The following is a 21,047-nucleotide window of genomic DNA, read 5'->3' as shown; positions in this document are numbered from 1 at the left end:
AAAGAATTAGCATGGAGTCACTGCGGTGAATATGACAATTGCCCGCTAGACTCGTCATAACGAAAGGTGGAAATACGTGGCTGGATCCTTCAAGATTCTCCTTAAGCTGGCACGTCGGGCAGGCCCTGCTGTGTTTATCGTCGTCATGCAGTACGGTCCGCAACTGCGCAAACTTATGAATGACAATCCACAGTTTGCGCAGGGGATCACCAGTCGTTTTCAACGTGTGTTGGGGGTTGGCGATTCTGGAACGGCACGCCAAGACCTCTCTGCGCGCTGCCAGGTCTTGCGTGAACAGGTGACGTTTCTATACGCATCGGCCAATACGGCAGAAGTTGCGCAGCAAGCGCGCCAATGGCGGGACGAGCTGGAATCCATTGAACGCGCACTGCCTGTTCTCGATGCGATGAGCCGGAAACAGAGAAGTGTGCAACGCCGTCATTTGGAGCGGCGAATTGACATGCTGTCACAACACATTCTTGCAGCCAGCCTTGTTGACGACATTGAAAATGCCGAAGTCGCAGAAGAAGCAACGAAGGCAGAAGAATCAACGAGGACAGACGAAACGAACCACTATGACAGCCCCCAGAACTCCGATGAACCATTTCCACCGGAGGCGGATCAACCGGAAACTCCGGGCCAGTAGCCGATAACACTCGGCCAAGCACAGTTAGAAAGAGGAAGAATGTCGACAAGCGAAGAACCCGGTCGGGATACAGCAGCTTCGGAACCATCGCCCGTTGACGGTGTGATGTCGCCCGCGCCGCCACCCAGTGTGCCATCGCCGGAGAGGACGCCGAAAACGGCACCGCAACCCGCTCCCACCTTCCCGCCTGCTGCTCTTGGAGCGGAGGGCACAGCCTCCGTACCGCCCCAGCCTGGTGCTACGCCGGGAGGATATCCGACTTCGGCACCCGGTGCGCCCGCAACTGCGGGACAATCCGTCGGCGGATACCCAGGTGGCGCAGCACCCCAGTACCAGGCGCCTGCCGGGTACCCGCAACAGCCTTCTGCACCATCGGCGCCACAGCCGTACAATGCTCAGACACCGGGGGCAAATGAGCGTCCGACGGTGTACGGTTCACCCGTACCGGCGACAGCACAATTGGCGAATGCGCCGGGGGGCTATCAACCCACCGGCGGCTACCAGCAGTCCGGCGGACCACAGCAACCTGGCGGTTACCCGCAACCGGGTTTCCCGCCGAACCAGCCACCGCAAGGAAACTATCAGCAATCGCAGCCGCAGCCAGATGCGTATTACGGTCAGCAGGGCTCTGCGGCGGGCGGCGCCGTGCCGGCAGGTTATCCCTACCAGCAGCCGGGCGGCTATCAGGCTGCGCCTTATGGGCAATACGTGGCCCACGCCGGGTCTGCTAAAAGGCGCCCGTCCGTTCTCGCCTGGATCTCATTGGGGCTGCTCGGAGTCGGCGCCTTGATTGCACTTATTGGTGTCTTCCTGCCGTTCCTGACACGGGAAGCGGGCGGTGAAACGAGGTCGATGAATATCCTGGATGGCAACATGGGTGGTGGCATTGCGATTATTGCAGTTGCACTGCTTGCTGTTGTTGCAGGACTTTTGGCCAATGTTGTCCTCGCCAATCGCACGCCAAAACTGCTCAGCAGTCTCCTGGCTCTTCTCAGTGGAGCTTTCCTGGTCATCTTCGTGCTAATGCTGTTCAACGACGGCAATGTGGCTAATGAACTCGCTGATGGTGCAGAACGCGGCTTGGGCGCCTTCCTGACGCTATTCGGCTCAATTGCCGCGCTGATCGGCGGTTTTGGCGCGCTGCTGGCAGAAGCGCTGCATCGCGAGTCGTAACAACGCCCTCGCGTCAGTCGGCCACCCTGTTCACGGACGGGTGGCCGACTTATTGTCCGGTCAGCCATACATGTGACCAGCTACGTTTGAGACGCAGAGTCCTCGCTGTCGCACAAACGTAGCCTGCCTATTCACGTCGGCAAGTGTGTTGGTCGTCGCGCGAAAGAGTTTGTGCGGGAACGAAAGCGGCAACAAAGGACGGTGATTACCAAGGGCGCCACGATATACGGAACCGCGAGAGTCCTATACCGGAGGGCTGATCGAGGCCTGGATTGTTGAAGGTGACCGGAGGAGGTCAATCTAGGCCGAGCACACGGCGGATATCCGGCCGGAAGTAATTCGGGCCCTTCAAGACCTTGCCGTCGGCACGGTAAATCGGCTTGCCCTCGGAATCGAGCTTGGAGAGATTTGACGCCTGAATCTCTGCCAACACGTCACGCATGGGGATTCCCAACTCCAGAGCCATGCCATAGATGACATACACAAGGTCACCGAGCGCGTCTGCGGCTTCCACCGTGTCACGTGTGTGGTGATCCGCGTCAACGGCTTTCCTCCACGCTTCTTCGACGAGTCGGCGGGCAGGCTGGCCATAGATCGCTCCAACCAATTCACAGAACTCTTCGGCCACCAGTGACATTCGCATATGTGTACGTTCACGATCCGCACGAGGACCATCGGAGACTATTGGAAGGCGATAGATCTGATGGAATTGACGTACCAGGGCCTCGGGATCGCGACTGTCAGCGAATCCAGGATGGGTGTCGTCCGGGCCGAACCATGCGTGCTGCGGGGCGCGTGGTTCGGACGGCAGAATACTGGCCAGCAGTGCGTCATATGCGCGGCCGTTCTTCGAGGCAGCTCCGCGTGCATAACCTTCGAACGTGAAGCCTGTGCGCCATGCGACCTTCGCCGATGCCCAGTTGGGCTCGCCGTCGTCGATCAGGCAACGCCAAGTAATGACCTGCAAACCCATCTGCGTGAAACCGAAATCGAGAACAGCCTGCACGGCTTCGGTTATCAGACCGCGTCCGCGGGCCTCGGGAGCGGCCCAGTAACCGATTGAGGCGGTTGTGCCATCGGATGTCAGACCGATCATTCCCAATAGGGGAGAGGTGAGTGGATCGGCGCTGCGCGTACGCTCCCGAATAGCCCAGTTGGGGCTATCGGCCTGCCAACCCGGTTCGACCATGTCACTGATGAATGCCTGCCCATCTTCCAGCGTGTACGGAGATGGAATGGTAGTCCAGCGCTGGATGGCATCGTCCTGGCAGATCGCCGTGATTCGCTCCGCATCGGCGGCAGTGGGCGGCGTGAGGAAAAGACGTGCCGTGGTCAAATCGCTGCGCAACATATTCTGTAGCCTAATCGTCGCCCACACAGATGGTGAAATCCGCTCTTCGGTTTTCTCACCGGTTCTGCAATACCATCATCCTGCGCGATCAGTCCGATTGCGTCGGGGGAGCGGGCTGCGCCGACCACGTCGGCAACCATGGGGCGACGCAGTTCACAGTGCCACAGGTTGATCGTCGGTGGTTTCAGATCGGCCAACGTGCTAACCTCTTACTCGTTGCTCGGGGCGTCAGCCTCGTTGGTCATCTGCGCGGGTGGCGGAATAGGCAGACGCGCTAGCTTGAGGTGCTAGTCCTCGTATTAGAGGGTGGGGTTCAAGTCCCCCTCCGCGCACAGTTCAAACAGCATCGCCCTCAAACGGCGTGCCGAGTTGTGTTGCCGCAGATCGGCAATTGGAATGGGGTCATGGCGGCCTACTGGAATCACAACAGTGCCTATCACCCCTGGATTGCGAAGATTGCCGTGGAGCATCGGCACGAGGATCTGCTAGACGTCGGTTGCGGTGATGGACTCCTCCTGCAACATCTGGCTCCGATCATGCACACGGCGATGGGTATTGAGGTGGATGAAACCGCTGCCACTCGGGCGCGCCGCCGACTCTCTGAACTGGCGAACGTCTCCGTCGTCTCCGAAGACTTCATGTGTTACCGCAGTGAGCGGCAGTTTGGGCTCATCACCTTCGTGGCCAGCGTGCATCATATGCCGCTGTCTGCCGCGTTAACGCGCGCAGCGGATTTGCTCGCGCCCGGCGGGGACCTTGCTGTGGTAGGAGTCGCTGCGAATCAATCCGTCGCGGATTGGGCGCACGCAGGAGTGCGTGTGCCCGTGGCAAGAGTAAGCTCCTGGCTTCACCACGAGAGTTACCCGGAGGGTGTGCCCGTTGCGGATCCGACGCAGACGCTGGCACAAATTCGCACTGTGGCACGCTATCTCCTGCCAGGGGCACGCATACGCCGGGGATTGTACTATCGCTATCTGTTGCGGTGGACTAAGCCTTCGCGGGACGTGTAGATGGACTGCGACGGCGCGCTTGAGTGCCAGCGAAAATGTTCGGGCGGCGTGTGGAAGGATTGCATTCGGTAGTGCCGGGCTTTTGTTGACCGTGGCCTGGCCTATCATAGTCCTGGTACGAGCATTACCGGTTTGACATCGTCGCGAACGCGTGGGAGTCTCCGTGGTTTACACGGGTGGAATATCGGTGACCCTGCTCGTAGAATGAGGACGCTTTTCATGGCAGGTGGAATCGGAGTGCCTGCGCATCTTGCTGGCGCTTAGGAGCAGTCAGCATCCCTCACGCTCGCAACGAAGTGCTCGGATTGCCGACGTCTGTGACGCTATCGGCGATGGTCTCCGGCGCGTCCAGCATCATGAGATGGCGAGAATGCACCTGGCGGACATGTGCATTGCGGAAAGATGCGAGGAGCGCTTTCCGTGCTCGGGTGGAGGTATACGGGGGCGCTTCCAGTATGATCGCACGCACCGGTGCAGCGCTGCCCTGACGGCGCCGCAACATGAGAAGGTCGGCGGCCTGGCCGCGGAACGCGAGGGCCTCCTTGAGAGTTGCTACAAGTGCGGACCTGCTATTCCACGTGGGGATCCAGCGGGCGGTATCAATAAGCTCCGGATGCTGCGTTTGTGCCTGGAGGCCAGCCCGCCAGAGCGCTGATGCTAAGCGACGGAGAGGGCCTAGGCGCGTCAGTTGAGCTGCCAGCGCACTCAGGCGCGGTGCTACACGCGAATGGTGAGCGTTCAGAGGAGCCGCAGAAGGATCCACGAGCACCACTGCGGTGACGAGGTGGGGAACGAGGCGTGCTAAGGCCTCGGCCTGAAACGATGCCATCGAGTGCGCGACGACGACGGCGCTTCCCTCATCCTCGAGAAGCTCGCGCACAAAACGGGTCTCGGCGACCAACGATGGGAAGGCATCACATGAGGTGCCCAGACGACCGGGCCGGTCGACCGTGATAATCCTCCAGTCGGGAAGAGCGGCAATAACCTGATCCCAGCAAGCCGATCCTAAACCACAGCCGCTGAGCAGAACGGCGGTTGGTCTGATTCTGCCTGCAGGAGTCGGCACATTGGCTGCCGAAGCCGGGGAGGCCTGCGCATAGGTGTGCGACAGATCCCTCGTGGTTTCGCCCTCGGAGTGGTGTATATGAACGGTGTGTCCGCTCGGATAGCGCATCTCACGCGGCGCGTTGTGCGCACTCGTCAGTCCAGTCATGGGCGGCCCATCCTAGGGTTATCACTCGATGAATGGTCGCTCCCCGGTTTGCCGGAGTTTTCAGCAGTGTTGCGATTTGCTGGCGTGCCGAGATTCTCCGGCGTGCCGCGAATCGCTGCGGCGCTGCGGCCTTCCGACAGATGCACGGCCAGGTAGGCGATCCAGCCCGAGCATAGCAGTACCTGGACGGCCTGCACCGGTCCCTGCGTCAGGGGCAGAAATGCGGGCAAGATGGCGCTGGCGAGTAGAAGAGCCGCAACGAGCAGGCCGAATGCCGCTACCCAGCAGGCCCGGCCCCGCCAGCCGTCCTGTTCGGCGAAGGCGATAGCAACCAGACCGATGAGTGCCACCAGGGCGAGGCCAACAATAACCGATGAGGCCTCATGAACATGGCGCACTGCGAACGGGGTCGCCTTACACACCGCATCACGGCTCTCGGCGCATGGCAGATTGAACGTAACATCAAGGACGGTTGCTACGGCGACGGTCAGTAGGGCAGCGGCCACCTGTGGGGCACGCCGTCCGAGCCATCCCGCCCAGCCGCGCCATCCGAGCAAAGCGATAAAGGCGAAAACCAAAGCGGCAAGCAGATCACAACCTCGGAACAACCAATGGTAGGGCTGATCGCCGGCCGCTAACTCGGACAGGTACCCGAGGGCTGCCTGCGGGTCGCCGTTCAGAGGCCACAGTACCCAGCTGTTGTAAGTGACGAAAGCCAGGATCGCCAGTGCGTAGCGACCGTATCTCATCGGTTCGGCCTGACGAGAGGGAAGGTGAGTGTCTCGCGAATAGAAGCACCGGTCAACGTCATGACGAGACGATCAAGTCCCATTCCCAAGCCGCCGGAGGGTGGCATTCCCTGCTCGAGAGCGGCCAAAAAGTCCTCGTCGAGTTCCATCGCTTCCGGATCACCACCGGCGGCAGCAAGCGACTGGGCGGTGAGCCGCTGACGTTGTATCACCGGATCGACAAGCTCGGAATAGGCGGTTCCTACCTCGGAGCCGAAAATGATGAGGTCCCAACGCTCCGCGAGTCGATTGTCTTCACGATGAGGCCGTGTCAGCGGTGACGTATCCGCAGGAAAGTCGGTGAAGAAGGTGGGACCAACCGTCGTGGACTCTGCCAGGTGCTCATAGAGTTCTTGCATCACTGCCCCCAGCTCATTCCAGAGGTATCTGGGATACCGAGGCTTCCAGCGTGAGCGGAGAGAACTTCAACAGGTGTGTCGGTTCCCACCGGTTCTCCGAGAGCCGCGGAAACCGCATCGCAAACGCTCACCGTGTGCCACGGGGCGGCGAGATCGATTTCATGCGTAACTCCGGCCACGTTGCCGCGAATGACCGTAGTGCCGAGAGCCGCCTGCGCAGCCGAGATGACGAGATCGCGCGCGACCTCTTTCATGACGTTGTAATCGGCGTGCGCCTGGTATGCCTCAAGCATGGTGAACTCGGGGTTGTGTGTGGCGTCGGCACCTTCGTTGCGGAAGTTACGGCCGATCTCGAAGACGCGTTCCATGCCGCCCACCATCAGGCGTTTGAGATACAACTCGGGAGCGATACGCAGGTAGAGATCGAGATCGTAAGCATTGATATGGGTGATGAAGGGTCGAGCGTTCGCTCCTCCATGCACCGTTTGCAAAATGGGTGTCTCGACCTCGAGATACTCGCGCGCGAGCAGTTCGTGGCGAATGGCCTGTATGGCCGTGGAACGTGTCACGACCATGGAACGGTCCTTGGGCCTTACGATCAGCGCGAGGTGCCGCTGACGCACGCGAGTCTGCGCGTCGCGGATTCCATGGTGCTTATTCGGCAGTGATCGCAGTGCCTTCGAAGTCATCTGCCACGTCTCGGCCAGTAAGCTGCGTGTGCCGGTGCGTGACGCGCCGATTACGCCCGTTACCGCTACCTGGTCTCCTGCCCGAACGAACCGCCTGAACTGCGCGACGTCGTCGCCACCAGTTGTAGACACCTCGAGAAGGACTTGCAGATCACCCGTACGATCCCGCAGGTCTGCGAAAAGAACGCCACCGTGGTCGCGCACCGCCATCACGCGCCCGGCGACGCTGCATCGCCCATCGGCTTGCGCACAGGTGGCACTGACGGCCACCGAGGGTGGATACGGATCTAGACCGGTGGAGAGCATGGCCTCTCGGCATGCCAGGCGGGAGGCGATCTGTGCGGGACGCTGCGGCGACGACGTCGGCGCATCCCCCACTGATCCGGCGGAAATGGCCTGCGGTTGTGCCGACTGCTGCGGAGTTCGCTGCGGTTGTGTACTCGGCTCGCCAATGAATCGGTCGGGTAGGCTGATGAAGCCTTCGGCCACTCCCATGGCGAGGGAAACACGCAGTAGGTCGTTTCCGTCTGGATAGCAGATCAGACGGGGAGACCATTGCGGGTTGTACTTCGCATTGGAGCGATACAGCGAGTCAATTTGCCACCAACGGGAGGCTACTAGCAGGAGGCGACGCCAGTTGCGCAGTATTGGCCCCGCGCCAATTCGCGCACCATCAGTGAGAGCGGAACGGAACATGGCAAAATTCAGAGAAACGCGGCCGATACCGAATTCACGTCCTTCGCGCATAAGGGAAGCCACGATGAGTTCCGTGACTCCATTATCAGCTTGCGGGTGGCGTCTCATGACATCGAGGCTGAGACCGTCTGCACCCCAAGGAGCGAAGGATAGTAGTGCTGCAACCTTTCCCCGTGGATCACCGGTGGGGAAGAGAGCCTCGACCATCACGCATTCGCCGTCGGAAGTGTCTCCTAGCCGACCGAGCGCCATGGAGAAGCCGCGTTCCGGCTCGCCGTCGAGCCAGTGATCGGCGAGCGATGTCAAAGCCTGCAGCTCGCCCCTGGGAATGCTCCGGTGGCGTCGGATCTGCACCGTATAGCCGAGGTCGGAAATATGACGCACGACACGCCGTACGTCCGGTAGTGATTCGAGCTGGAAGAGTGCCGGGTACAAGATCGCCTCGTCGCCAATGTTGAGAGCGTGGAACTCCTCGTCAACCCAGGCGCGTGCTCCCGCTTCGGAGGCGCCGATGACGGCGGGTGTCCAGCCGTAGTCTGCGGCATGCTGTACAAAGGCTTTTACGGTTGCGCGCCACGTTGACGGGTCGCCCAGTGGATCACCCGAGGCGAGTGCGACGCCCATACAGACCCGGTACGCTATTGCACCGTTCTGCGTCAACAGGACTGACTTATCGCGGCGAGTGGCGAAGTATCCAAGAGAGTCGGACGGGAATTTGGCGAGCAGCGTGCGTATCCGCGCTTCGTCATCCACACTCATCCGGGCTGACTCTCGCTGCGACCGTAACATGAGCCACAGGGCAATGATGAAGCTCAAGGCCCAGCCGAAACCGAGCAGGCTGAGAAGCCAATCCGGCCAAGCGCGCGGACTAAAGACTCGGTCGAAGTGCTCGCGGCCCTGCAGGATAAGCATGGTGAGAAGCGCTGCAGCGGCCAGCCCGAAAAATGCGCCGAGGAAAAAGACGAGGGCGCGTCGGATATTACCCGGCTGGGAACGCACTCGATAAAAGCGACGACTGGCTATGAGGAGGGCCAAGACTGCCACCAGGACGCCGGTGTTCAAGGCGAGCGCACAAGTCAGCCACGCCTCCTCCGGGTCGATGATGAAAGCAACCAGGGAGGCGCCGTACAGGACAATCGATAGTGCGGTGAAGATCATCATCGCGATCCATGCGATGCGCTTCCGCCGTTCCAATCCGAGCGCCAGAATGAGCGTCACGAGTCCGGAGAACCAGTCGATCAGTGGCAGGGGGATAATCCACGTGAAGAGAAAGTCAAGGATAGGCGTTCCGGGGAGGAAGCCGAGTAGGCTGTCCACCAGGGCGAGTATCGCAATTACGTATAGGACGCGCGGCAGAAGCCGGGGCACCAGAGCGTCACGTTTTGCGATTGCAGACATTAGTCCTCCCGTACAGGCCGCGTGCGGATGCACCTGCAACTGACTGCCAGCTATGACAGGAGCGGGTGCTGCGGTTGCGGCTTAGTTACCCTACGGGGAGGACCTTACCGAAAAAGCCGGTGCGTTCGCCATAGGGCAGGCGCCGGGCCGACGTGATGTCCGCAGCACCGAGAGGGGAGTGACGTTGATGCCAGAGTCGACAACACCCCATTCGGCGCGATCTCTGCGACACCGGGGAAGTGACTTATGCCACCCAGCATGAACGCAAGACGTCTCAGGCTCAGCATGCGGCGAGCCTGATATGCGTCTACCGCCTCTAACAAACATGCGCCTGACGAGTCCGCCTGAGTAGAGCCCGCACGGGACGGGACTCTACGTCCTGTCGCGGCTGCCGATCCCAGTCTCCAGTCTCTGCCGTACTACTTAGCGGCGAGCCACCCAAGTGCCGAGAATATCTGCAGTTCCGGCGTCGAGTACCGTCGCGATCTCGTCCTCGGTTGGCATAGCGGTAGAGCACTCGAGACGGGAGGCAACAATTGCACCGGCGGCGTTGGCATAGTCGATGATCTTCTTTAGCCCCCAGCCCTGTAACAACCCGTGGATAAGTGATCCACCGAATGCATCTCCCGCGCCGGCCCCGCACATCGTCGTCGCGGGCATGACCGGGACCACGACTTCTTCATCGCGAGTCTTCGCGAGTGTACCGGCGCTACCTTGTTTGACGATGGCCAGTTCAACTCCACGTTCCAGGAGCGCATCGGCTGCTCGTTGCGGGTCGTCTTCGCCAACGGCAATGCCGCACTCTTCCCGGTTCCCGACTGCTACAGTCGCGTACTCGAGAGCCTTGGCGTAACGATCAACAGCCAGATCGCGGTTCTCCCAGAACATTGGGCGCCAATCTAGATCGAAGACGCTATGCGGCGTGCGACCGCGTATGTCCCAGGCGTGAAGATGCGCAGACCACGACGGGTCTTGACACAGCCCCGAACCGGAGAACCAGAACAGACGCGCTTGGCGGACCTGCTCGTCGGGGATTCTTTCGGGTGTTACCTGAAGATCGGGCGCCGAGGGCCAGCGGTAGAAGAAGAACGGAAAGTGCTCCGGTGGAATGATCTCGCAGAAAGTGACAGGCGTGTTATAGCTCCCGTCGGTGAAGATGTAGTCGGTCGCGACACCGAGGCGCTCGAATTCACTGCGGATCCAGCGTCCAAAGGGATCGTCTCCAACTCCGGTCAGTGTGGCAACGTCCTCACCTAGTCGTGCTGCAGCACAGGCGACGTTCGACGTTGTACCACCAAGATACTTGCCGAAAGAAGTTACCTCCTCGAGGGTGACGCCTACTTGGAGGGGGTAGATATCTACGCCACACCGGCCAAATGTTAGAACATCGTGCATGATTACTCCTCAGTCAGATCTCCACTGATCCGATATATCCACGCTAACAAGGACAAGAGCGGCTGTCAATGATAGTCCTGCATGTACAGACAAACGCTACGCCCGGATAGGGAACCTTTGACACTGCTCTAGGAACTCGACCCGGCCGCGAAATGGCGAGTGGTGGTAGGCGGCATCGGACCCCAAATGGGCGGGTAGCTGCCGGGTGCAGAGTGCTACCGGGCAGAGTATTACCGGGTGCAGTCAGTTCGAGTAGCCATTGCCTGCCGTAGTCCGCCGGGCTGCAGCTGCCGCGGCGGCGTTGGATTGGGGAGTTGCCGAGTTCTTTCGGCGACCCTTATGCGTGGCCGCAGGAGCTTTGGTCGGGCTGGCGGGATTTGAACCCACGACCCCTTGACCCCCAGTCAAGTGCGCTACCAAACTGCGCCACAGCCCGTCGTGTTGACTGAAGTAGATTACACCATCGACGGCGATGGCTCCAAGTGCGAACTAGTGACGGGTTTGGACGACACGAGGATGAGTCTGCAAAAGAGAGGTCGTACTGAGAAGTCGCGCTGGGAAAGTTCTCACTTTGCGTGGCGGGAATGGGCTCATAACGAAAACTGTCTATCCGTATTGGCCTCTGGCCCTTGTCCGTTATACGATTGTTACTCGAGGCGAGGAAGGCGCGCCTCAAGGAGGAGAAAAGGGGCATATATGTCCGAGCAGTTCGACCCACAGCGTTTATCGGGCAATGCTGACCCTACCGCAACGTCCCGGTTCACCGCTCTTGGCTCTGCTCCCGAGCTTGCTGATTCGGATTCGCGGCGAGGGCTCAAGCCGGAGGAGATCGCAGCAATTGACTCGCTGCCGGCGGGGTCGGCGTTGCTGATTGCATTGTCCGGGCCCAACTCGGGGGCACGTTTTCTTTTGAACTCGGATGAGACGTACGCGGGGCGGCACCCGCATACGGATATTTTCCTGGACGATTTCACGGTCTCCCGCAAACATGCGCGTTTCATCCGCGAGGGGAATGTATTCCGCGTGCGTGATTCCGGATCACTCAATGGCACCTATGTGAATCGCGAGAGGGTCGATGACTGCATCCTCCACACCGGCGACGAGATCCAGATCGGGAAGTTCCGGCTGACCTTTTACCCGTCACGGGCTAACGCATGATCCGGGCCGCATCGCGTGCGGCACGGTCATCCCAGGAGCCGTTGACGTGGCCGCAGGACTTTTCGCACGATCCGGTACTCAAAATCGGTGAGGTGCGCTCGCGGCTTGCCGGAGACTTCCCTTTGCTCACGGTATCCAAGATCCGCCACTACGAGTCCATCGAACTCATTCATCCGCATCGCACTGCATCCAATCAGCGCCTCTTTTCCGAAGCTGATATTGAGCGCTTGCGGTTCATCTTGACAGAGCAACGTGACCGCTATCTGCCGCTGAGTCAGATCGGTGAATTGCTCCGGCAACTGGACGCCGGCGAACAACCGGTGGACGTACATCCTGGGCGTATGCGTGTTATCGACGACGGCGAGTTACGCCGTCCGCAGCCTGGAACCAGGCTACGGCTGGCCGAGGTGTCCGAGCTCACAGGTGTCTCGGTGGCCGAGATTGATGAGATGGTCGAGGCGGGGATCCTCAAGGCTGACTCGCGGGGCCGGTTGACCGCTCAGGCGCCGGAGATTGTGCGGCTGGCCTCCATTCTGCGGCAGGCGGGGTACGACTTACGTCAAGTCAGGACAGTTCGTACCTCCGCACATGCACATGCCGTGATGATCACGAATTCTCTTGCCTCACAACCGGTGCGGACATCTCCGGTAGCGGGGGAGCGAGCCATTGCACAGGCAGCCGAGAGTTCTGCCCTGGTTTCACAGCTGTATCGTGCACTGTTGGCGGAAAACGTGGAGATCGAAATGCGCTAGCCGGTCTTGCGGGCGGGATGCGCGGTCCACTTGCCGATGGAAATCGTGGCGGATGCCGGAAGTGTCCATGCGGGCAAAGTGTGGCGCTTTTCCCCGTTCGAGGCGTATTCTGAGCAGAAGGGCGATGTGCTTAACCTCAAGTTCAACTTGATGTTAAGACACGCCGAGACTGTGCGCGCCTGTTGTCACTGTCTTGCTATATCGTTAACTCGTTGGCGCGCGAGGATCGGTTCGCCCGCGCGAAGAATTACTAACTGGAGGCCAAGAATGAGCGACGCGACGGCACACGAAGCCGCGAAGCAGCGTGCGCAGCAGATGCTCTTTGGCGACCCTTTACCTGATCTCGACGCGGAGACGGGTTACCGTGGACCGATTGCATGCCGCGCTGCTGGAATCACTTATCGACAGCTTGACTATTGGGATCGGACCGGCTTGGTGTCTCCGACCATTCGCAATGCCCGCGGCTCTGGGAGTCAACGTCTTTACTCCTTCCGCGACATCCTCGTGCTCAAGGTGGTTAAGCGTCTGCTCGATACAGGGGTCTCGCTGCAGCAAATCCGGCTGGCCATTTCGCAGCTGCAGGAATATGGCGTTGATGATCTGGCACAGATTACGCTCATGTCCGACGGTGCGTCGGTGTACGAATGCACTTCGGATGACGAGGTCATCGATCTTGTACGCGGCGGTCAAGGCGTCTTCGGCATCGCTGTCGGCCGGGTGTGGCGCGAAGTCGAAGGCTCATTGAGCGAGTTACCCACCGAGCGCGCGGAGGAGGAAGGCGCGGTCGTTGTGGAGGATGAACTTGCCAAGAGGCGTGCCGCCAAGCGCAACGCCATGTGATAGCGGCGTCGCGCGAAGATCAGCGCCGCCAGGGAAGTTGCGTTGCCTTGCCAACTCCGGTTTTGGCGAAGACCTGCTTGAGTAGCTGCCGGTCAGAAACCGCGTTGCGCCGCACGAAGAAGGGCGACGGCGTCGCCTGCTCCGCGCAGTGAGACTGCTGCGTGCTGCTCGCGGCCGAATGCGAATAACGCAATCTCCAGCGGTTCGCCGATAACAGTGACCTCTGCCTGATGTCTTCGCGTTGTCGTAACGGTGAAGTGGCCGTAACCGGGGGACTCGATCCGCACGCGCACAGGGGAGCGACCGAGGAGCGTATGTGTCAGGGGCCGCAGATGCCGGAAAATCACTTGCTGGGCTTCGGGTTTCAGAGTCCGACGCTGTGGATTCTCACCGGCGCGTAGAACATCCTCGTGATGAACTGCATATTCGATTGTGTTCATGGCGCTATCAAGCGCCTCCAAGCGTAGGGGCGAGTAGCGTTGACGGCCATCGCGAAAGAGTGCCACTAAACTCGGGTAGTCGGTGGTCTGCAAGGATGCGAGGCGGGCCATGGCCTTTTTGCGCCACGGGCCGGGGAGGCGGGATCCCAGCCCGGCAGCAGTGTAAATCTCGCGTTCAATGAGATGAATCAGCAGGTCGCGTGTGGTCCATCCGGCGCACAAGGTCGGTGCGTCGGGGCCGAACTGTTCCAGAGTTGTGGTCAGCGCGGCCCGCTCTTCAGTAACGAAACGCAGGTTGCCTCCGTTCACTAGTCAGCCTTGCCGAGTGTCTGAGATACTTCAAAGTCTGCCTCGACGTCGCGCAACGTCACCGTGACGACGCCGGTCGGATCCACGGTGCACAGTTCCTCAATCAACGGGCCGTTGCCAATGCGCTGCACGGGCACACTCTTGAGTTCGACGTCTGTACCACGCAGGGCCGCATCGAAGGGCATCAGCACTTCGCCGAGTGGGATGGCTGTTCCGCGCGGCAGTCCGTTGGCATCCAAGGTGTACTCGGCGAAGCGGTAACGGCCGACGTTGTGGACGGCCCGGTAGGTGCGCGATACCGTCACTGGATCCGTGAGGCTGGTACGCAGTTCGGGTGTCAATAGAGACTCGAAATTGACGCGCGCTCCGTTCTCCTCTTCGCGGTACACGCCCACACCGCGCGACAGGCGATCCGTGAGGGTGTATCCCGCCTCGGGATCGGCCGCAATGGCCAAGCCAACCGCGGTCGATGCTGCTGTCATAGGGGAGCGGTGTACGCGTCGGCCATAGCGTTCACGCAGCATACGGGTAATCACCGGGAGCTCCGAAGCGCCACCAACCACATATAGTCCGGCGAGATCGCGAGGTAAACTCTCCTCAACCTCACCCTCGCCATACAGTAGTGCCTCCACCGTGGCCATAGTGGTAGTGACGAAGGGGGCAACCGCTTGGTAGAAATCCTTGACCGAAATGACAAGCGGGGCGCCGCCCACCTCAAGCGTGATGTACCGCGACTGGGGGTGTAGTGCTTCCTTCGCCTCACGTGCGGCGTCCACCAACGCGTCCCACTGGCCATTGGGCAATGGAGCCCCGGAGCGCTCGACCGCCAACTTTGCGAGTGCTACATCGAAGTCGTCGCCGCCTAGTTCGTTATCACCCATGGATGCGAGGACGTCGTGATTCGTACCCGTGGCCGCTACGAGGGAGGCATCGAAGGTGCCGCCTCCCATGTCATACACGAGGACCTTGGTACGGCGTGAGGTGACGGTAAGTGCGTGGCGATGCGTGTACTCGAAGCCGGCAGCGGAGGGTTCGTTCAGCATCGCGACGACGTCGAAGCCGGCGCGCCGGAATGCCTCGAGAGTGAGCAGGCGCTGCCCGGAATGCGCCTGAGCGGGAATGCCGACTGCGGCGTCCAGTAGGTCGTTCTCATCGAGCTGGAGTTCGGCGCGAATTGCCTCCCCAACATGAGCAAGGAATCCGGTGACGAGGTCGATGAGGGGTAATTCGATTGAACCGACCCGGGTGGAGGTGGTTTCGGTGACGCCGGCGCTCGATAAGAGCCGTTTAAAGGAGCGTAGGTGTGGGGCACCTCGCCGTGCGGCGGCTGCCGCCTCGTGGCCGTACACCAAGCGTCCATCCACCTCAGCGGCGATTGAAGGGACGTAGCCCTGCGCATCGCCGTCGGCATCCGGAAAGGTGAGAGCCGGGTAGTTGCCGCGGTCGACGACGGCGGCAGTCGTACGTGTGGTTCCAAAGTCGACGCCAAGTCTCATAGTCATGAGGCTATCGCGCTTTGCGGTTGCGAGCCGAGATAGCCTCACCTTGTGGACTAGATTCACAACGCGGCACGTTTGAGCCGTGCAATGAGAACTGCGCATATGGCGTAGGAACCACTGCTCGGGTCGCGTGGCATGATTCTGCTTGCACCACTGTGCGAGCAGCAACTTTTGCGCGCAGCTCCCTGATCGTTCACACGCAAACGCGACAAGTTGCCCCTATGGCGTCCGCGACTTTCGAGGCCTTTTCCAGATGAGGCACCGAACGACTTTCGCGGGCAGCTGAGATGAGTCTCGTCGAGGGCTTGCAGGTAAGGGTACGCTACATCTATACTCAACAAGGTGAGCTACATTGTTCACAAACCGTGGACCGAGTCATCTTGGTAACTCTAACGAAGGAGGAACATGTGAAGCGTCGAATCAGCGGTGTCGCTGCCATTACACCACCGCACGGCTTGAACACCAGGCTCCGTACAGCGGTGTGATTACCACTTCCGGCCAGCAGTGGGGATGGCATGGTACGGAAGCCAAGACGAAGTGGAAGGCCTTCAACCCGAATCTGCCGAGCGGCGGAATTGGCAGGGCTCGTACCTACTACGGCAAGTGAGTCGCTGTGGGTCCTCATATCGCGCATGTTGGGCGTATTGGGGACCCAAGGGCTCGTACTGAGATAGGCGGTTACGGTGAAGCATGGCTAGGGCTAAGTCCATATCGGTTCTTCTTATCATCGCTACGGCATCGGCGCTTGTTGCGCTACTGGGGCAGTACTGGTTTCGGCAGCAATCGCTGCTACTTGAGGGCAGTCATCTGTACACGAGTGATGCGGTGCTGCTCAAAAGCGATTCTTCGGAGTTGCTGGAACAGATGAAGAAACTTGGCGACGATGCCCGGGTCTTCAGCGAGTTGGAAGCCTATGAGAATGTGCGTGTCGTTGCTGCAAACGACATAACAAAGCTCCCGTTTCCAGTGCACGACGGCACCGGGTTCACAAACTCCCCATTCCGGGAGGCGCTTGTGGGCTCCGATATTGAGACAGAGCAGCGCAATGGTGAACGGTACGTGACACTTGAGAATGAGCAGTACAAAGTGGTTGGTGTGCTGGGAACGAAAAGCGGAGGTGCCTTGCAGAACGAGATTGTGGTGAAGGACAACGAGCTCTTCAGTGCAACCTCCGCGCGCAGCATTGTTATTGACGGTTCAGAGGCGGCAACGCGGTACCGCGAGATCGAACCGGGTGCTGTATTGGAGGCCTTCGACTATGGCGTGGCGCGGCGCACCACAGTCGATACCGTCACGCCGGTACTCCTTGGGGTGGGATACCTGTTGGCTGCGTTGAGTTACCTGTTTGCGGGCTGGTTGTACGGCAGTCAACACGTGCAGCAATGCCGTGTCAGTCACCTCTTGGGGTTCTCACGCAGGCTGTACATTGCCAGAAGGCTGGCTGTTGTAGCATGCCTTTCAGGTGCGACTTTCGCCGCCGCGCAGCGTCTCGTCGTCCATGCGGGTACAAGTTTGCCATTGCCGATATTAACGCCGGTCATAGGAGTCGCCGCCCTCTGCCTTGTTCTTTTGGCGACCATGACACCGTTGGTACTAAGCGGAAAGGGGCTGCGCGCTGATGGGTGAATTATTCTATGACCTGCGTAGAAATGGTCCAATAACCGCATTGAAAGCGCTTATTGTGCTTCTGGTCTGTCTGAGCGTGTACAACCTGCAGTCATTTTCGCATAACACGGATATGGCCATTGAGGGAAACCTGACGCAGCAACTCGATTACAACATGTTTACGGTTGTCGACATGCTCGCCGAACCGGAGCTGTTCTCCGAGGCGACAAACTCGCCCCATCGTGTTGCCGAAATCGCCGAGTTCTATGACCAGCTGAATGCAGATACAACCCTGAAAATGCTCTCGGTGTTCAACCAGGCTCTGCTCAAAGTTCAGTTCCGTGGCGATGAGACCTTCGAGCATGCTTATGGCACCGATCTTTCATCGTTTGGATTCTACGAAGATGAGAATGGTCGGCCCGTCTTGGATGTGAAGTCCGTGCAGATGAATAGGCAGGCCTTTGACTTTTACGGCTTGCGTGCACAGGACGGAAAGGAGCTTCCCTGGGAGGATGTCGATTATGCATCGGGCACCGTTCCGGTGCTGCTCGGAAACGACTTCAAGCCGTACTACGCCGTTGGCGACATTATTGAAGGATGGATGTACTCGAATCTGAAGTTCAAGGTAGTCGGATTCTTAGAGCAGAACTCATCTATCCCGTACCAAGGGGAACCAAACTTCTATCTCGACCGGCATATTCTGATCCCACGTGCGCCGCGACTGAACGGATGCGCTGAACTTGAGACTCACTTCTGTGGAATCATGGCTGTTGCCATGATTAACAGCGATATCGCCGTCCCGAAGTCGGTTGGCTCGGAGGAAGTGTTCCGGCGACTCAATGCCATAGGGGAGCGGAGTGGTTTTACGGACTTCACCTTGACGAATGCTCCCATATTCCTTGTACAACTCGGTTTTATGCGTCAGCTGATTGAGGACAACCGCGGGCTGCTCCACGGGTTGGAACTAGTCATCATCGCTGCCGCATGCGTAGTGTTGTACGTACTCAATCGATTCTTGAGCAGGCGACGTGAGGCAAAAACACGGGTGTGGGCAATGCTTGGGGCTGAGGACGCTCGCGTTGTGGCGCAACATCGGCGCTTCTGGCTGCTCGAATACGCCTGCGCCTTCGTGTTGTTGGTACTCGTCGCCCGAAACCTGCCAAACAGGGACGATCTTGCCCTCATGGGGGCCAGCCTCCTGCTGCTCGGTATCGCCTTTCTCGATACGACTATTCAGCGTGGCATGGTGCTACGCGTTCTACGTTCTACCCGGGAGGCGAAGTGATAGAACTCAATGGAATCTACAAGAACTTTAAGGAGCCGGACGGTAGCGAGCGGGTACTGTTCGATGACCTGAGCTTTGCGATAGAGTCCGAACGATCCGTAGCAATCCTGGGGCGCAGCGGCTCTGGCAAGACGACACTGCTGCGCATCCTGGCTGGGCTCGATATCGCGTACAGCGGCACTTACGCCTTCGAAGGTAGCCAGCTGGAAAAGAAAGGCACCGAGATGGCGAGGTACCGGCGCAAGCATATTGGCGTCATTTCTCAGCACTATGATTTGCTGTCAGACCGCAACGTAGCGCAGAACGTCGCCCTAGCCGTTGCCGAACGAAAGGAGCGTGCGGACGTCGTCACTAGATGCCTGGAACGCGTTGGACTGGGAGGATTCGAGCGAAAACGCGTCGACAAACTCTCCGGGGGAGAGGCGCAACGGGTGGCGATTGCCCGTGCATTGGCGAAGAGACCGCAGATCATCCTGGCGGACGAACCAACCGGTGCCCTCGACGAAGCTACTGAAGCTGAGATCCTAGCGCTCTTCCGTTCGCTACAGGAAACGGGCACGGTGTTCATTATCGCCACGCATAACCACACGGTTGCCGCGCAGTGCGAGGTGCAATACCAACTCGAGGACAGGCGCCTCGAAAAGACGCACATCCGCTGAACCTGTATACAAGCGACAGCGGCAAGCCGCATCGGTGTTGGGAGGCACTTGCATTCGTTCTGGTTGCTCGGCCGGTTTCCCTCGGACCGTGCAGCCGCTCCAGGCGGCCGCAGCAACACTAAGCTCCCGAAGTCGTACCGCGCCGATCGCGACGATCGCGAGAGCGCCCGTAGGTGAGAATGTCGCTAGGAGCACGACCGCAACCTCCGGGAGCAGGACCATGCACACAATGGGCAGGGGATAAGCGACTGATGCTGCAGACGGGCGGCGCACGTATCCGCTCGGCCGTTTTGACATAATGTACATTATCGGCATGCTGTGAAAAGGGGCGCATAGCCGCTCAGCTGGAATTTGCCGCGTTAGAACACCGTTATCGCAACTGAGCGCACTCCGGCGACAATCCGCCCGATAAAATCGAGTGCTGAAACAAAGGAGGAACAACATGGCCGAGCGTTCACTGCGCGGAATGAAGATTGGCGCTAACTCTCTGGAGACCGATGAAGGTGTCGCTTTTGTCGACCGCAAGCAGGTGATGTATGACTGCCCGAATGGGCACGAATTCGGTGTGGCCATGGCCCTGGATGCGGAGCCTCCCGCAACGTGGGAATGTCGCTGTGGTCAAGAAGGTAAGTTGCGAGATCAGGTTGAGCTGGAGGAAGAGAAACCGGTCAAGCCTCCGCGTACTCATTGGGACATGCTAATGGAACGTCGCACCGAGGATGAGCTGCAAGTGCTTCTGGACGAACGTCTTGAACTGCTGCGCTCCGGCAAGCTGCGGATGCGACGTCGGCGTAAGTAGCGACGCTGCCATAGAGTGCTGCTGGCCGCCTCGGCCAGCAGCACGCCTAAGCAACTGCACCACTAGTAGATAAAAGCCGAACTCAGGCCACGTTTTGTCATAAAAACTGACATAATATAGACGCCATTCAGACATAATATCTGGCTCGTGACATAACGTGGAAGCCAGCTACGTGATTGAAATACTTCGACGCCGGATAGGTACCTATTTGCGCTTTCGACGGATGCTCTGCCCGAAGGCCTTGAGCTGCCCTCCCCTACGCCGCAGCCCCATTTTGGTGGCCCGGCTCAGGGACTCCGTGAATACCGCACCGGACAGCTTCGACTCCCCCACCTCACGCTGGGCAAAGCTGATGGGCATCTCAACGATATGTCCCCCCAGTTGGTTGACGCGGTCGGTCATATCGGTCTGGAAGAAATAACCCTTTGATTCTACCGAGTTGAGATCGAGTCGCTGCAGCATGGCGACCCGATAGACGCGGTAACCGGCGGTGATATCCTGCACGGGAACGCCCAGCCACAGTCGCACGTAAAGATTTCCGGCCCGTGAGAGCGCCTCGCGCGACTTCGGCCAACCGACGGTCTGCCCGCCACGCACATAACGAGAACCTATCACCAGGTCGGGGTGGTCGGACATCGCGGCCCGTTCAAGTAGCAAGGGAAGCTGTTCCGGGCGATGCGAACCATCGGCATCCATCTCTACCACATGGGTATATGCACGCTCCATGGCGAGGCGGAAGGCAGCGATATACGCACGCCCGAGCCCCTCCTTACCCGCTCTGTGCAGTACGGAGACCTGGCCATCGCCGTCGGCAATGCGATCAGCTATTTCACCGGTACCATCGGGCGAGGCGTCATCGACGACGAGAACATCCGCATCGGGAACGGCGTTACGAACCCGGCGAATGATAGGCGGCAGCGACTCCGCCTCGTTATAAGTCGGAATAATGACAAGGACGCGCACAGAGATCCCTTTCGGTATCG

General features: G+C 59.5%; 20 protein-coding genes and 2 tRNA genes. 12 read left to right on the top strand and 10 right to left on the bottom strand.

Annotation, left to right across the window (positions count from 1 at the left end; translation table 11 throughout):
* The first annotated feature begins 76 nt into the window (after positions 1-76).
* Complete coding sequence (locus tag DDD63_RS06245; protein WP_108715644.1) at positions 77-646, top strand: hypothetical protein; 570 nt, start codon at positions 77-79, stop codon at positions 644-646.
* Positions 647-1,072: 426 nt separating this feature from the next.
* Positions 1,073-1,819 (top strand): hypothetical protein, encoded by a 747-nt coding sequence (locus tag DDD63_RS06240; RefSeq protein WP_108715643.1) that lies wholly within the window; start codon positions 1,073-1,075, stop codon positions 1,817-1,819.
* Positions 1,820-2,114: 295 nt separating this feature from the next.
* On the opposite strand, the gene DDD63_RS06235 is transcribed toward DDD63_RS06240, so the two are convergent.
* The gene (locus DDD63_RS06235; protein WP_108715642.1) at positions 2,115-3,170 is read right to left on the bottom strand and encodes a GNAT family N-acetyltransferase; all 1,056 of its coding nucleotides are present in this window, start codon (positions 3,168-3,170) and stop codon (positions 2,115-2,117) included.
* A 247-nt stretch (positions 3,171-3,417) separates the two neighbouring features.
* Between DDD63_RS06235 and DDD63_RS06230 the strand changes: the two genes are divergently transcribed.
* Positions 3,418-3,502: transfer RNA gene (locus DDD63_RS06230), tRNA-Leu, on the top strand.
* A gap of 72 nt (positions 3,503-3,574) precedes the next feature.
* The gene (locus tag DDD63_RS06225) at positions 3,575-4,180 is read left to right on the top strand and encodes a class I SAM-dependent methyltransferase (RefSeq protein WP_108715641.1); all 606 of its coding nucleotides are present in this window, start codon (positions 3,575-3,577) and stop codon (positions 4,178-4,180) included.
* A gap of 280 nt (positions 4,181-4,460) precedes the next feature.
* Here DDD63_RS06225 and DDD63_RS06220 read toward each other — a convergent pair whose 3' ends face one another.
* The 6 genes from DDD63_RS06220 to DDD63_RS06200 all read right to left on the bottom strand — a co-directional run bounded on the left by DDD63_RS06220 (position 4,461) and on the right by DDD63_RS06200 (position 11,154).
* Positions 4,461-5,393 carry an alpha/beta hydrolase gene (locus DDD63_RS06220; protein ID WP_108715640.1) on the bottom strand — a complete coding sequence of 311 codons (933 nt, stop codon included), beginning with the start codon at positions 5,391-5,393 and terminating at the stop codon, positions 4,461-4,463.
* Positions 5,390-6,142: a DUF998 domain-containing protein gene (locus DDD63_RS06215; protein WP_108715639.1), complete on the bottom strand. Its 753-nt coding sequence runs from the start codon at positions 6,140-6,142 to the stop codon at positions 5,390-5,392. The genes DDD63_RS06220 and DDD63_RS06215 overlap by 4 nt, the downstream gene beginning before the upstream one ends.
* Positions 6,139-6,540, bottom strand: a complete 402-nt coding sequence (locus DDD63_RS13180; RefSeq protein WP_276308104.1) for an amino acid--tRNA ligase-related protein — start codon at positions 6,538-6,540, stop codon at positions 6,139-6,141. Before DDD63_RS13180 ends, DDD63_RS06215 begins: the two co-directional genes overlap by 4 nt.
* Complete coding sequence (gene lysX / locus DDD63_RS06210) at positions 6,540-9,323, bottom strand: bifunctional lysylphosphatidylglycerol synthetase/lysine--tRNA ligase LysX (protein WP_276308068.1); 2,784 nt, start codon at positions 9,321-9,323, stop codon at positions 6,540-6,542. The genes DDD63_RS13180 and lysX overlap by 1 nt, the downstream gene beginning before the upstream one ends.
* 423 nt (positions 9,324-9,746) lie before the next feature.
* Positions 9,747-10,718 (bottom strand): 5-dehydro-2-deoxygluconokinase, encoded by a 972-nt coding sequence (iolC, locus tag DDD63_RS06205; protein WP_108715638.1) that lies wholly within the window; start codon positions 10,716-10,718, stop codon positions 9,747-9,749.
* Between the two features lie 359 nt (positions 10,719-11,077).
* A tRNA-Pro gene (locus DDD63_RS06200) sits at positions 11,078-11,154 on the bottom strand.
* A 260-nt stretch (positions 11,155-11,414) separates the two neighbouring features.
* Between DDD63_RS06200 and DDD63_RS06195 the strand changes: the two genes are divergently transcribed.
* The 3 genes from DDD63_RS06195 to DDD63_RS06185 all read left to right on the top strand — a co-directional run bounded on the left by DDD63_RS06195 (position 11,415) and on the right by DDD63_RS06185 (position 13,468).
* A complete protein-coding gene (locus DDD63_RS06195; RefSeq protein ID WP_108715637.1) occupies positions 11,415-11,876 on the top strand; it encodes an FHA domain-containing protein in 462 nt (153 codons plus the stop codon).
* The gene (locus DDD63_RS06190) at positions 11,873-12,628 is read left to right on the top strand and encodes a MerR family transcriptional regulator (protein ID WP_108715636.1); all 756 of its coding nucleotides are present in this window, start codon (positions 11,873-11,875) and stop codon (positions 12,626-12,628) included. Before DDD63_RS06195 ends, DDD63_RS06190 begins: the two co-directional genes overlap by 4 nt.
* 267 nt (positions 12,629-12,895) lie before the next feature.
* On the top strand, positions 12,896-13,468 hold the full coding sequence (locus tag DDD63_RS06185; protein ID WP_108715635.1) for a MerR family transcriptional regulator: 573 nt from the start codon (positions 12,896-12,898) through the stop codon (positions 13,466-13,468).
* 92 nt (positions 13,469-13,560) lie between these two features.
* Here DDD63_RS06185 and DDD63_RS06180 read toward each other — a convergent pair whose 3' ends face one another.
* Complete coding sequence (locus DDD63_RS06180) at positions 13,561-14,217, bottom strand: TIGR03085 family metal-binding protein (protein WP_108715634.1); 657 nt, start codon at positions 14,215-14,217, stop codon at positions 13,561-13,563.
* A complete protein-coding gene (locus tag DDD63_RS06175; RefSeq protein ID WP_346426199.1) occupies positions 14,217-15,719 on the bottom strand; it encodes an Hsp70 family protein in 1,503 nt (500 codons plus the stop codon). The genes DDD63_RS06180 and DDD63_RS06175 overlap by 1 nt, the downstream gene beginning before the upstream one ends.
* Before the next feature lie 478 nt (positions 15,720-16,197).
* Between DDD63_RS06175 and DDD63_RS13175 the strand changes: the two genes are divergently transcribed.
* The 5 genes from DDD63_RS13175 to DDD63_RS06155 all read left to right on the top strand — a co-directional run bounded on the left by DDD63_RS13175 (position 16,198) and on the right by DDD63_RS06155 (position 20,064).
* Positions 16,198-16,323, top strand: a complete 126-nt coding sequence (locus tag DDD63_RS13175; protein ID WP_276308067.1) for a hypothetical protein — start codon at positions 16,198-16,200, stop codon at positions 16,321-16,323.
* Positions 16,324-16,406: 83 nt separating this feature from the next.
* Positions 16,407-17,342, top strand: coding sequence for a hypothetical protein (locus DDD63_RS06165; RefSeq protein ID WP_108715632.1), 936 nt, complete (start codon positions 16,407-16,409; stop codon positions 17,340-17,342).
* The gene (locus DDD63_RS12245; RefSeq protein ID WP_164505477.1) at positions 17,335-18,606 is read left to right on the top strand and encodes a hypothetical protein; all 1,272 of its coding nucleotides are present in this window, start codon (positions 17,335-17,337) and stop codon (positions 18,604-18,606) included. Before DDD63_RS06165 ends, DDD63_RS12245 begins: the two co-directional genes overlap by 8 nt.
* Positions 18,603-19,265, top strand: a complete 663-nt coding sequence (locus DDD63_RS06160; protein ID WP_164505476.1) for an ABC transporter ATP-binding protein — start codon at positions 18,603-18,605, stop codon at positions 19,263-19,265. The genes DDD63_RS12245 and DDD63_RS06160 overlap by 4 nt, the downstream gene beginning before the upstream one ends.
* Positions 19,266-19,707: 442 nt before the next feature.
* A complete protein-coding gene (locus DDD63_RS06155) occupies positions 19,708-20,064 on the top strand; it encodes an RNA polymerase-binding protein RbpA (RefSeq protein ID WP_108715630.1) in 357 nt (118 codons plus the stop codon).
* A gap of 204 nt (positions 20,065-20,268) precedes the next feature.
* Here the strand turns inward: DDD63_RS06155 and DDD63_RS06150 are convergent, their stop codons facing one another.
* Entirely contained in the window at positions 20,269-21,027 is a 759-nt protein-coding gene (locus DDD63_RS06150; protein WP_108715629.1) for a polyprenol monophosphomannose synthase, read from the bottom strand.
* Between the last annotated feature and the right edge of the window lie 20 nt (positions 21,028-21,047).

It is taken from the genome of Actinobaculum sp. 313 (genome assembly GCF_003073475.1).
In the GTDB taxonomy this organism is placed as follows: Bacteria; Actinomycetota; Actinomycetes; order Actinomycetales; family Actinomycetaceae; genus Asp313.
The sequence above is the reverse complement of the archived record's forward strand: the minus strand, read 5'-3'. Positions and strand labels throughout refer to the sequence as shown.